This is a genomic window from Roseiconus nitratireducens (genome assembly GCF_008629675.1).
Lineage (GTDB): Bacteria > Planctomycetota > Planctomycetia > Pirellulales > Pirellulaceae > Stieleria > Stieleria nitratireducens.
In genome coordinates, this window is the sequence record NZ_VWOX01000006.1 from 379,129 (window position 1) to 391,395 (window position 12,267).

A 12,267-nucleotide genomic window follows, 5' to 3' on the forward strand; every position below is an offset into this window, starting at 1 on the left:
CCTGCTTGCTTCACGCTTGCTTCACCTTGCCGTCCAGGGCTCAGGTAAATGCTCCAGTCGCGAAGCGCCGACAGCAACACCGCCCCAGCGAATCGCTGGACAGCGCCGGATGCCGATGGCCGCCGAGTCAGGCAACCATTGATCTGGATTCCGCGGTGATCCGCATCACGATTTGGGAAACCTGTCGTTTCGCCGCGTCGATCTCTGACAGTTGCAACTGCCCGACGCGACGCATATCGCTGCGCACTTTTCGTGCCGTGCGACGGGGCAACAGCCCCAAGATCGTTTCCGCCGTTTCATTGGGTAGTCCACAAAGCACCAGGAACGCTTGCTTGGTGGTCACCATCCCCAAGGCCCGACACAACGTCTTGGGATCTGTCTCCAAGAGGAATTGGTCCACCCGTTCCGCGTCCCCCGAGTCACCGGACGTGGCATACGGCGGACCAACTGAGCGGACTTGATCACCGTGATCGCCGCTGGCGGCGTCCTTTGGAAGGTGTCGGCGACGCTTCAGTCGTTCGGCCTGCAGGTCATAGCTGACTGGCCAAGTGTCGGCCTCAGACGGTTGGACGGGATGATGCAGTTGATCCACCAACTGCTGCAACATCTCTGGAGCCATTTGCAGGGGCCGGCCCGAATCGGCATCGATGCGATTCCTCAAGTGGGCTGCGATCTCCTGGACGGTCTCGGGTGGCACCTCGCCCAGTCGGGCCAGGCGACTGAGCGTTTCAGCCTGCAAATGCTCCGGCATCTTCGGTAGCAACAAGGCGGCGGTGTGCGGCTCGATCGACGAGAGGACGACGGCGATCGTCTGGGGGCTTTCCCCATGCAACAACCTGGCCGCATCGTTGGTGTGCATGCGAAGCAAGAAATCCATCGGCCCGGCCGAGTCCTGCAAACCGGACTGCGTCGAAGCTTCGTCCCGAGGGTCCGATGGATGGGACGCCGAGGTCGGTCGCCCAGACGTGCCGACGGGCTCTCGACTTCGCGCCAAGGATAGGGATCGTTTTTTTGCCAGCCGCGCGCGGCCGATCAAGATTTCATCTTGGATTTCGGACTCAACGGATTCGACGCTCTTGGTCTCGCGATGCAACTGCTCGCGCATCACCGACAGCACGCGGTACTGTTCCATGGGGTCCACCTCGCCCAACGCGTCGATCTTTTCGACCACTCGCTGCTTGTCCAACGGGCTGAGTTGGCCCAGCAAGGCTCGGTGGGTGCGTTTTGGCAGGGCCAATAGCAGGATCGCGATTTGACGGACCGGAATGTCGTGATCCCTGGACACCGGGTCGCGTTCAAGTTGAAGCATCGTTGGTTTCCTCAAGCGGCGTCAGCGATCCAACCGTGAATGATCTGGGCAGCCAACTCCGGGTTGGCTTCGACAAGCTCGGCCAATTCGTCTCGAAGCGTGGCGTCCTGTTGCGCCGCGACGACAGGGTGTTCCTTTGCAGAACCTGACAGCGGCTCTTCGTCCTCTGCGGTCGATGCGACCGGGACACGAGAGACGCGGAGCCGCATCCGCACCGCCGCGGTCAACGCGATCAAACTGACCAGCAGCAGCCCTGCCAACGGAAACACCAGGGCCGCGTTGTCCTGCAACAACTCGGGCCAGCGCGGCAATCGCCACGTGAAAGCGTTGCCGGAATACTGCGGCACCGCTCGGTCGGGATCGGGATAGGTCCACACTTGAATCCTATCGGCGCGGTCGGAGGTCGTCGGCCCAGGCAACAAGGGCCGAACCGCATCACGGATGTGTGCAAACAGATCTTGTTCCATCTGCTGCAGTTGTTCTTTGGTTGGTGGGGCCGTTGCATCCGCACCGCGCGTCGTGGAAACCGACTGCCTGGTCCATCGCGTGTGAACGTGCGAATCCGGAACGCCGATGGACACTCGCATCGGGATCACGGCGCCCGGACCGTCTGTCGAACGGTTGGCGGCTCGTGTCGAAATGTCGGCCTGTTCCGACGGACCCGAATCGTCGACCGGGTCCGTTGGGGAATCTGGACCAATCGGTCCCTGCGGGTCGGGGTCGACACAATTGACGGCGATTTGCAGTGTCCCAAACCCGCTTAGCAGGTGCCGGATTTTTTGCTCAAGTTCGTACTCGGCTTGCCGACGCCGCTTCCAAGCGGGATCGTCGGCGATGTTGCAGGTATCGCGGGCGCTGGTATCGGTCACCACGACGTCCTCGGCCGACATTCCTGCGTAGGAGCCCCGAACCATCTCTTGAATCATTTGGATCCGCGCCGGCGAAACAGGTTCCCCGTTCTCCGGCTCCACAATGACGCTGGCGGTCCGCAGGACTTCTCTGGAAAAGCCGCCGACGACCTGTTCGTCATAGTCGACGCTGGCCCAACGAATATCAGCGAACGCGGCAATCTTGTGGCCCAGGTCCTGCGCTTTGGCGTACTGGTGTCTGGCCCGCTTGTCCGCATCGGATTCAAAGTAGCCCCCGGCCGCGAATGCATCGTCCACGCGACTACGAAGTGCGTAGGGAAGGGCGGTGAACTGTTGCAAGGCCGCGTAATATTCGGCACGTGTCCCGGTCGGGATCAGAATCTGGCCGTCTTCACGTCGCCAACCGTTCAATCCGGCCTCGCCAAAGGCAAGCTGAACCTGATCGAGTTCCAATTCACTTAGCGCACGTCCACCGAACAATGGCTCGGTCGGGTCGGTGGTGCGACCGGATGCCAAGTACAGAATTCCGGTTGCGATCAGCCCCAGAGCGATCGCGATCAAGGCACCGCGCGCTCGGACGGGCACCGCGTCCAACCGGTCTTTCAGGATTTCGCCACGCTGACGCAACACCGTTATGCCGCCAGTCGGCCGCTAGCTGATTGACCGGGAAACAGAATCGTGACCGCCACCCCGCCCTGAGGGCAGTTTTGCCACGTCAGATCGGCCTGGATGGCTGCGGCGGCGATCGGCAAATGCCGCTCCCGCGTGGAAACATCTGTCCCGCTGTCGGCGATTTCCAACTCGATCCCCCGAGCCGTCTCGACGGCAGTGATCAACAGATCACCTCCATCGGGCATCGCAGTCAAGGCTTGCGTGCAGAGTGCGATGATCAGATCCGCTGCGCGTTGGTTGTCGCAGGGAATCGGCATTTCCACGTCGATATCCATCTCCAGACAAACCGCGGCGGGATGCTCGATCAACAGCGGCGCCGTGACGGATTCAACCAGCACGGCAAGATTTCGACACGATTTCGGATCCATCCATCGACTGGCCATCCTGGCCTCCCAAAAAGTTTGACGTTCAGGTTTCGTTCGCGAATCTGCGCCGATCCCGCCGACGCGGCTGCAAAGAGCCGGACGGGCCGGTTCGGACGCACGCTTGACGCCGTGTTTTCACGAAACCGGCGAAATCGCCGAAACTCAGATCTTTTCGTCCAAAATCACAAAAATCTCTCAAGTTCCGCTGCACGTCTGTTTGGCATAGCGTTTTTTTTTCACCGCACGCAAGGTGAATTTGAATCGCTTCTTTCGTTGCCTGCTTCGCGATGCTAGCGTTGAAGACGCTCGGCGTTCCCTGCCGCCGCCCGACCAACTGTCTCGATTTCTTCGCCCCAGCGCGTAAGATCCAAAGGGGGTCGCGTTCGAGAGCATCCACCCGCCCGACGCGACGCCCGCGGTAACAGATCCACCCTCCACCGGGTTACTTGTGATGAATTCCCAATCGTCTCGACTTCGAACGATTTCCCTGCTGCTGCTCTTCGGCGGCATCTGTCTTGGACAACCGACTTCCGACGCCCATGCTCAGGGCCTGCTGCAAAGGCTGCGTAGCCGCCTGGCCCCGATCATTGCTCCACCGCCGGTCCCCAACGCGCCCCTGCCCAATCGGCCCATTCCGGACGCGTCGCGGTTGGGGGCCCGTTTGCAGCGTACGCCGGCGCTTCCCGATGCCAATGACCCCAGATCGGCCAATCCACCAGCGGACAACCCGACCGCTCGCTACCGCATCCCAACACCGGCCGTCGAATCTCCGGATGGCCGCCGGCCGGGTGGCCCGCAGCGTGACGCGTCGTCGCCGACCGCCGACGAGGACGGAGGTTCGCTGTTTGGCCGTTCCATCCTGCGTCCTCCGGGCGATGCCGATGAGAATTTTCCACGAACAGGTTCGGCCCCCGGTGCGACCACCATCGGCATCCAGGCGGTCGACGCTAACCCCGGCTATCCCGCTGCTCGCGTGGTTCGCTTTCTGGATCACTCGACCGCCGACGAAGCGGGGTTGGACGTTGGCGATTACATCTTCGCCGTCGATGGAACGCCGACCCCTTCCGTCCGGGCATTGGCAAATGTCATCGCGGATTACTCGCCGGGATCTCAGGTGACACTGCGAATCGGACGTGAAGGACGCGTCAGTGATCTGCAGGTGCCGCTGGTGGCACGACCCGAAAGCGACGCAAGCGACGCGTCACCGAGGGGCTCGATGCAACTGGACGCTCCGGCGTCGGAAGCCCAACCTGGCGATTCGGCAGCCTCTCGACGAGCAGACCTGTTGCCCGCACCGCGAACGGCTCAGCCCACCCCGCCAAAGCTGGGCGCCAGTGTTCGCGACATCACCGGCCAACGCGGCGTCACCGTGACTTCGGTTGCCCCCAACTCAAGGGCGGCCGGAGCCGGAATTCAAACGGGAGATCGACTCGTTTCGGTCGACGGGCGGATCATCCGCGACTCCCAAGGACTCAAGCAGTTGCTCGCGCGGCAGGCAAGCCGCGATCAGATCGAACTGCGATTGATTCGTGGAAGCCAGTTGATCAACGCGACGGTTGATTTGACCGACGGCGGCGTCCCGACGGCGCAGGCTGAAGGTCAAGCGACTGCCACCACGGCCCCCGAAGCCGCTGGCGACGCGCCCGCATCCGAGAGCAATCGTGGATCGATTGTGGGCGGCTTGGGATCGATGTTTGGCGGGATGTTCAATCAATCTGCCCAGCCGACACCGTCGGCCGAGCTACCACCGCCCGAACGCGATCTGGACCCTTCGCCTGCAGATTCGCGGCCCCCGTCCGACCGGCCTGGCCGCGGCGATGCGTCGACGCGCAAGGCCTCGCCTGGGCAAGATGTCTTGGCCTTGGAGCCAATCGTTGACGACGAACCGGAAACTGGCGAAACCATGGAACTGCCGCCACCGGCTCCGGTGCCGGCGGACGAGCCGAAGGAGTCGGATCCCAAAGCTTCCGCCATCAAGCAGGAAATCGAGTCGTTACGTCAGCGTTTGCAACAATTGGAAGCCGCATTAGACGATTAGTGCTTCAAGTGTCCTGTTCCTAGGGGTCAGTTCGGTAAAGGTGCGTCCATTGATCGGTGTCACGCATGCTCTGCTTCACCCTCCCGCGAGGAGATCGCGCAGCTCTATTTCACCGTTCTTTCCGAGGAGGGGCGAACGCATTGGGCATCCGGGCAGCTTTGATTCCGCGGGGATCCAGTGACACATTCCGTTGCCCAAACCTATGCCAGCCCCCTACAAGCCAACGACCGACCTCAGCAAGCCGCCGGGCTCTTGTTCCAAATCCGGATCCCAACACTGGATTGTCGGTTGTTCCATTTGTTACTGCATCTACTACGTCACGAGCATCGTCACGCTACCCTTCGCCGATGACGTCTGGATCGGCGAACTTCCCGTGTTCGCCATTGTGCAATGGCCCAAGGCCTGGCTTAATTCAACGATCCAAGGCTTTTTTATTTCGTTGCTACCCTCCCTTGGCCTGGACAGCGGATCCGCCTCGCCGGACAGGATATTGACCAGTTCTTGGGCCCTGACTGCGACCGTCGTCCTTCCGCCTTTGTTGATGCTCTGCGTGTTGAGGTTCCTGCGAAAGGGGCGATTGAAGACGTTGCTCGTCAGGCTGGTGGTGGCCATCGCGTTGTTGGACGCAGCCGTCACTTGCTGGTTTGATTCTACATCCCGGCTTTCAATCTTCTGACTCATCGCACATCCCTCTGGCACGAAGATTCGTCGTGCATCGACGCACAGCGGCAGCTCTCGTGCTCGCGATTGGGATTTGACGGGCCTGCCGAACCGTCCGCTGCGATCACCATCGACTTACAATAACGATCTCGCGTGATTAAGTTCTTTGTTCACCGCACGACCGGCAAACCCTCGCTAGGAGATGATGATGAGATTCTCTTGTTTAATTGTTGTTCTACTTGCATGCACCGCGGGCGTTGCCCGTTGCGAAGAAACTGCAAAGACCGATGATGCAGCAACCGCAACACCCTTTGGCACACAGTTCCTGGTCACGCTGGCGGAGTACCATCTTGAAGAACCGATCCCGGTCGATGCCACGGAAGTCGAGATCCTTGACAGCGTGCGCGATTCTGGAGCGGTTCCCGTCGAGTCGGTAAGAATGACGGCAACGGAAGACACGGAAAGCATGGCCCACTTTGGCCAACGGGTCACCGTGACAACAGGGAAGGTGATACGCGGACCGGTCACATCAAAGCAGACCGAGTCAATCGAGATTGGCACGATGCTGCGAGTTCGAGTCGCCTCACACGCGAAGGGCGCGCTCGCTGAAATCGACTATTCGACTTCCCGATTGAACGGAGCCGGAACGGACGATTCGCCTCCCGATGTCGTCACCAACACGGTGCAAGCAACCCAGCTCTACGTGCTCGGCAAGCAACGCCTGCTCTCGACTTCGAGCACCGGAAAGGCTCCATGCATCGTCGTGTCGATTCAACGAATCCCCTGAATCGTCCGGTCGGCGAGTGGCGATGCCCCTTCGGCAAGCCTTGACCGAATCCGACGCTTCGACAACCGTTGAAGCCAACAGAAAACGGGAGCGAGCGCTGGCTCACTCCCGTTGAATCGCCGTCTGGTTGCGCACGCTCGGAAGCGACGCCCCCGGTTCAAACGGTTCAGATCAAGCCCGTCAAAGGCCCATCGCCGCAGAAGTCCGGATTGCCAAACGTCTTCTCCGGCATACCGAATCCTTCCAGGATGCTCAGCAACAGACGGTTGTGTGGCACGTGTTTGAAATCGAACGCTTCACCCTGACGGAAGTCCAAGCCGCCGCCGATCATCACGAACGGGATGTCATTCCGGGTGTGTGAGTTCCCTTTACCCAGCTCGTTCGTCCAGACGATGGTGGTGTTGTCCAGCAACGATCCGTGGCCGGACGGATCGGGCGTTTCTTTCATTCGCCGCGCCATGTGAGCCACCTGTTCCGCGTACCAGGTGTTGATGCGGATCAACTTTTCATACGAATCTTCGTTGCTATCGGGCTCGTGCGACAAGCCGTGGTGGCCTTCGTTGATGTCCAGCCACCGCATTCGGGGTTGCCCCACACTGTTGGTGATTTGGAACGTGGCAACCCGTGCAAAATCCGCCAGGAAGCTGTTGACCAGCAGTTCAACTTGCATCTCCGTGATTTGCGGCATGTTGTCGTTCTGCTCTTCGATGTTCGGCGGCAGCTTCGGCACGGCATGTTGAACGCCATCGTTCTTGGTCGCCGCGGCGAACTCCGTCTTCAGATCCTTCTCGACCGTGCGCACCATGTTCAGGTGGCGATCAAGCAACTGCCGATCTTCGGTGCTGAGCATCTTGCTGACGCGTTTGAAATCGCCGGCCAAGTCATCCAACACACTCGCCAGCATCTGACGGTTTTTGGTCTGGCCGTACAACTTGTCGAACATCTGGTAGGGATCGCTGATCGGCGCCACCGGCTGGTTGGGGCCGGCATACGACATTCGCGTCCAAGTGTCGGCGCGATCGGGAACCATCACACCGAATTCCAGCGATCCGAATCGCGTCTGCGTGTCCGCTTGGGCTTGCAAGCGATTCTTGATGTGCTGGTCGACCGAGATCCCCATCGACCAACCGGCCGGGGTATCGCTGCCGCCCTGGACGTCACCGGGGAACAATTCGATCCCTGTCAACAGACATCCGATGCCACGCATGTGGCCATCGCCATCGCCCTTGATCTGGTTGCAGATGCCCTTGATGGTCAGCATCTGATCTTGGAACTCGGCCAACGGCGACAGAATCCGCTTGATGTCGTAATCCTTTCCGGTCGTCTCCGGCCAGAAGTGATCGGGGATCACACCGTTGGGGCTAAAGATGAAAACCAAACGCCGGCGTCGCTGTGCCGCAGAACCGCCGAAGGCCAGGCTGGGCAGTCCTGCCAGCAGACTCGCTGCGGTGGCACTCACGCCCATTCGCATCAGAAATTCACGCCGATTCATTGGCTTTCTCCTGTTGGTGGGGATGGATCGCGGCAGTCACCGCGACTTCGACGATCAAGCGTCGCATGTTGAAATCACTTTCGCGGAATTGCTTGACCAAGCGTTCGGCCGTCTCACTTCCATAAGCGGCCAGCGGCTGTTTCACAAAATGTTCAAAGACAACTTCGACGAATGCTCGCTGGGCGTCCTCGCTTTCAGCCAGGTAGCGGGCCAGGTCTTCGGCGGATCCGAAGTCGACCTGCGTTCCGTCCTGGCTGACGTAGCCGCCCGTGGCATCGATCGGTTTGTCCTTCTCAGTGGTTCGATAGCGTCCGACCGCATCAAAATTTTCCAGGGTGAATCCCAGCCCGTTGATCTTTTCGTGACAGACCTGGCACTTGGATTCTCCGGTTTGCAAGATCACTCGTTCACGAGTCGTCAAATCGGGGTGCAGTTCGGGGTTGATCGGCGTGAATGCTTCGTTCGGCGGACGTAGCGTCCGTCCCAGCACGCGCCGGATCAGAAAAACGCCCCGGTGGATCGGCGACGTCGTGTCGTAGTAGCTCAGGTGGCTCATCACCATTGGATGAGTGAGCACCCCATAGCGTTCACCCGGCGCCGGCTTGCTTCGCACCATCGCAAACGCGTCGTGCGACTCTTCGGGATCCCAGGCGGGACCGTAGAATTCGTTCAACCGTTGGTTCGTCCAGACCCGATCACCGACAAACAATTGCCGATAATCGCTGGCATCACTCCAAAAGACATCCGAAAGGGATCGTTCAAGCGACCGCCGCAGGTCGAGGACCAACGCGCGATCGAATCCCTCGAACTTGTCCTGGTCCTTGGTAATCTCCGCGGACGGATCGACGTCCAGCCAATGGAAGAACATTTCCATGACCTTGCCGTGCAGCCGGGCATCGTTGGTCATCCTGGTAGCAACTTCACGGATGTGCTCTCGGGCATCGGGCTGCTCGGGATTCAATTGATCTTTCTGAATCTCTTTCAGCAACCATTCGTCCGAAGGAAGCGAATCGTACAGCGTCAAGGCAAGCCGTGTTGCAACGCGGTTGCTGGCGGGTGCCTGCTGATCCAATGTGGGATAAAGGAATCGCGGTGAATTGATGGCCAGCAAGCAGACTCGGCGAATTGCCTGGCCGTCGTCGTCGACCGCATCCAGTTGCTTATCGATGTAGATCTTCCGAGTTTCCTCGTCGATCGGCTGACGAAATGCAACGCCAATCAATTCGGCCAGGAAGTCACGCAGCCGTTGACGGTTCTCGTTAGAGTCCTTTCGATGTTTTCGCTTGTACTGGGGCCACAGTTCCTTCTCGGCGGCGACTCCAAACTCCAACGCGGCCTGGGTCACGGCATCTTCCCATTGTCGATTGACGCTCGTTCCACGAGCGTAGCCATAGCTTTCGTCATCCGGTGGCAACTTCGCTTGCAATGCGAACGTGTTCGGCATGGTCGCCGGCACCAGATTCTCCGGCGGAATGACTTCCTCAACGCCGCCCGGGGGAACCCAGCAAAGCGAGATGTTCGCCGGCGGCATCTCAGTCTTCCGCTTCCTTTGCGTGAAATCGATCAGCAGCGGGTACTGCCGTCCGGCGATCAGATTCAGCGCTTTCCGGAATTCGGTCTTACCCTCAGACTGAACGTGGTTGTTGATCAGCGTGTTATCACGATGACCGAAGCGCAATTTGAACGAGCACGTTGAACGAACCACGATCTCATAGCGGCCGGTGTGGTCGACGCGGAGTGATCCGGCCCAGTGAATGTAAAACTCGTCGGGGGTCACGCCCTCGACCGGGGCTTCTCGCCCGAAGTCAAAATCGACCGCGGGATCGATTCGCTCGACCTTCAGCTTGTCTTTGTCCCAGCGTCCCGCATTGAAGTAATTGGCACTCAGTCCGCGTTTCTTCTCGGTCCAAGCGGACCCGAAGAAATGCTCGTACATGTCCGCCAGGCTTTGCTGCAGCTGTTCCGCCGTCAACCGCGACAGTTGCTGTTGGGGCGGACGATTCCTCAAGCGGGCAGCTTCGGAATAGAACGTTTCATGGATGTATTGGGCGACTGCTTTAGCGTCCTGATCAACACACAACTCGGGTTCGCCTTCTGGCATCGTGTCGCCAATCACGGCGGCCAGTTCACCAACCGATGCGTCACCAACCAGCTCCGCTTCGTAAGCACCGGATTCGCCTTGTCCCTCGGCGCCGTGGCACGTGGCGCACTGCTCCACGTAGATGGCCTTGCCGCGCGCCATCGGATCTGCCGATTCGGCTGCGCACGTTGGAGCGGTCAGCAGCGCGAGGGCAACCGCCAACACCGCCCCGGCACCGGGGAGGGTGAAATCGAAGATGGCCATCGGTTGCGCTGTGGGCGGGTCGCCGCCGTCGCGTCGACGTTGTCGGGATGGCAAATTTGCGAGGCCTAGCGGCATCGAAGGTTCTACTTGCAAGGAAGGGATTTCTGACGGGGAAACGGGAACCGATCCGTCACGCCTGCACGACACTCCTGTCTGGAATGATTGCGGGCTGACAAATCGAATCAGCTGCACACAACCGGCTGACAGTCCGGCAGTGCGAACAGCGCAGGTGCCAGGACGCCGACGGTACGCAGCACCGTGCTACCGCACTGAATTGACGGCTTGACGGCCACGTTGGTCATTGTTTCGTCACTCGGGGGAGGGCCAACGACGGAGTTGGATCGATGTGACGCTGTTTTCGGGTGGGAACCGGTCAAGTCGCCGGCGATGAAAATTATTGCAGAATTCGCGCCAAGATGCACGCAGAAAGCAATATCGGCGGATCAAATTCTGCACAGCAGCGAATCCTGCCCCGGCTACGACAACCCCCCCCCCTGAGGATGGGTTCTTGATGCGGGGCTCGCGAAGTGACCGGCCGGCGTTTCTCCGCTTCACGAAAAATGGGCGCCGCTCCGGTTCACGATCAGCCGTGAAAATGGCCAAGAATCGCGGATGAAACGCCCCTTGGCTGATTTGGGGTCCTTCTGCGATACTGCCGCCCCAAAACCATCGCCAAAACATTTTTCCCTCTTTTTTCTGCCGCGCCGATTCAAGGTGGATGTTCGCCGCCTCCGAACAGCAGGGCGTTTCCGGCAGGCTCGCACACAGGAACTGGAATGCTCAAAAACTTTTCGCCCAAATCGCTTGGAATCAATGGCCGCCAAAGTGAGCTGATCGAGCTCGCCCTGACTTACGGCTTTCGGTCGATGGACATCGACATGTACGAATTGTTGCGTCGCTCGCAGCGGACGTCCGCCGACGATGCAGCGAAGTTCCTGCGTGCCGCATTGGGCGAAGGAATGGGCCGCCTGGAAGCGATCGGCGGGTTTCCGCTGGAAATTGACATGGACGCCGATGACGACGCATTCACCAGTCAGGTTGGTGCGTTGCACCCGCTAACCGAATTGGCGGCCGACTTGGGCGTCACGCGTGCCTACATCATGCTGCCCGCGTCGACCGACCGGTTGCCCTATCACGAGTACTTCGAGAACCAACAAACCCGACTCGGTCAAATCGCCGAGGTGTTGGGCGCCAAGGACATCCAGTTGGGTGTGGGATTCAACGCCGAGAAAAAACTGGCCAAGGACAAACAGTTCGACTTTGTCCGCAACGTCGAAGGCCTGATCGCGATCGTCAAGGCGGTCGGCAATCCCCAAGTCGGCTACGTGATCGACACGTGGGACTGGGTGGTTGGCGACGGCGGCATGGACCAGTTGAGCGAAATCGCCGGGTCCGAAATTGTCGCGGTGCGTTTGGGAACGGTTGCCGAAGATGCCGACCCGGCGAATCTGACCCGCGCCGACCGTGTCCTGCCCACGTTGGAGGGAACGCTGAACCACGTCAGTGTTGTCAAACAACTGGCCTCGGCCGGCTTCGAAGGCCCCATCTCTCCCTCGGCATCGCCGATGCGTTACAAGGGGCAAACACGTGAGAACACGGTCAAGGAGGCTCAGGAAGCGATCGACGCGATCTGCACCGAAGCCGGTGTGGAGGTCAAACCGCTGCCGATGGACCTGATCGAGGACATCCCGGTCGAACCGACGCCCGTTGCCTGACCTAGGCTTCGGCGAA

Annotated in this window: 9 protein-coding genes; 3 read left to right on the forward strand and 6 right to left on the reverse strand. The window is 60.0% G+C overall.

All coding sequences use genetic code 11. The features are described 5' to 3' along the window. Positions 1–127: 127 nt before the first annotated feature. Genes FYK55_RS13185 through FYK55_RS13195 form a run of 3 tightly spaced genes read right to left on the reverse strand, consistent with a single transcriptional unit; the run spans position 128 to position 3,188 of the window. On the reverse strand, positions 128–1,309 hold the full coding sequence (locus FYK55_RS13185) for a FliG C-terminal domain-containing protein (protein WP_150076883.1): 1,182 nt from the start codon (positions 1,307–1,309) through the stop codon (positions 128–130). 11 nt (positions 1,310–1,320) lie between these two features. Next, a complete protein-coding gene (locus FYK55_RS13190) occupies positions 1,321–2,808 on the reverse strand; it encodes a hypothetical protein (RefSeq protein WP_161604484.1) in 1,488 nt (495 codons plus the stop codon). A 2-nt stretch (positions 2,809–2,810) separates the two neighbouring features. Continuing rightward, a complete protein-coding gene (locus tag FYK55_RS13195) occupies positions 2,811–3,188 on the reverse strand; it encodes an ATPase (RefSeq protein WP_235908659.1) in 378 nt (125 codons plus the stop codon). Positions 3,189–3,666: 478 nt separating this feature from the next. Here FYK55_RS13195 and FYK55_RS13200 point away from each other — a divergent pair, with 478 nt between their 5' ends. Further along, positions 3,667–5,253: a PDZ domain-containing protein gene (locus FYK55_RS13200; RefSeq protein WP_150076886.1), complete on the forward strand. Its 1,587-nt coding sequence runs from the start codon at positions 3,667–3,669 to the stop codon at positions 5,251–5,253. 312 nt (positions 5,254–5,565) lie between these two features. On the opposite strand, the gene FYK55_RS29730 is transcribed toward FYK55_RS13200, so the two are convergent. Continuing rightward, on the reverse strand, positions 5,566–5,934 hold the full coding sequence (locus FYK55_RS29730) for a hypothetical protein (RefSeq protein WP_150076887.1): 369 nt from the start codon (positions 5,932–5,934) through the stop codon (positions 5,566–5,568). A gap of 187 nt (positions 5,935–6,121) precedes the next feature. Here FYK55_RS29730 and FYK55_RS13210 point away from each other — a divergent pair, with 187 nt between their 5' ends. After that, on the forward strand, positions 6,122–6,700 hold the full coding sequence (locus FYK55_RS13210; protein WP_150076888.1) for a hypothetical protein: 579 nt from the start codon (positions 6,122–6,124) through the stop codon (positions 6,698–6,700). A gap of 166 nt (positions 6,701–6,866) precedes the next feature. On the opposite strand, the gene FYK55_RS13215 is transcribed toward FYK55_RS13210, so the two are convergent. Both FYK55_RS13215 and FYK55_RS13220 read right to left on the reverse strand, forming a co-directional pair. Next, positions 6,867–8,192: a DUF1552 domain-containing protein gene (locus FYK55_RS13215; RefSeq protein WP_150076889.1), complete on the reverse strand. Its 1,326-nt coding sequence runs from the start codon at positions 8,190–8,192 to the stop codon at positions 6,867–6,869. Continuing rightward, positions 8,179–10,536, reverse strand: a complete 2,358-nt coding sequence (locus tag FYK55_RS13220; RefSeq protein ID WP_150076890.1) for a DUF1588 domain-containing protein — start codon at positions 10,534–10,536, stop codon at positions 8,179–8,181. The genes FYK55_RS13215 and FYK55_RS13220 overlap by 14 nt, the downstream gene beginning before the upstream one ends. A gap of 776 nt (positions 10,537–11,312) precedes the next feature. On the opposite strand from FYK55_RS13220, the gene FYK55_RS13225 reads away from it, so the two are divergent. Further along, a complete protein-coding gene (locus FYK55_RS13225; RefSeq protein ID WP_150076891.1) occupies positions 11,313–12,251 on the forward strand; it encodes a TIM barrel protein in 939 nt (312 codons plus the stop codon). The last annotated feature ends 16 nt before the right edge of the window (positions 12,252–12,267 follow it).

Coding starts and splice junctions, on each gene's coding strand:
- FYK55_RS13185 (WP_150076883.1), bottom strand. CDS start 1,309: ATGCTTCAACTTGAACGCGACCCGGTGTCCAGGGATCACGACATTCCG.
- FYK55_RS13215 (WP_150076889.1), bottom strand. CDS start 8,192: ATGAATCGGCGTGAATTTCTGATGCGAATGGGCGTGAGTGCCACCGCA.
- FYK55_RS13220 (WP_150076890.1), bottom strand. CDS start 10,536: ATGGCCATCTTCGATTTCACCCTCCCCGGTGCCGGGGCGGTGTTGGCG.
- FYK55_RS13210 (WP_150076888.1), top strand. CDS start 6,122: ATGAGATTCTCTTGTTTAATTGTTGTTCTACTTGCATGCACCGCGGGC.
- FYK55_RS29730 (WP_150076887.1), bottom strand. CDS start 5,934: ATGAGTCAGAAGATTGAAAGCCGGGATGTAGAATCAAACCAGCAAGTG.
- FYK55_RS13200 (WP_150076886.1), top strand. CDS start 3,667: ATGAATTCCCAATCGTCTCGACTTCGAACGATTTCCCTGCTGCTGCTC.
- FYK55_RS13225 (WP_150076891.1), top strand. CDS start 11,313: ATGCTCAAAAACTTTTCGCCCAAATCGCTTGGAATCAATGGCCGCCAA.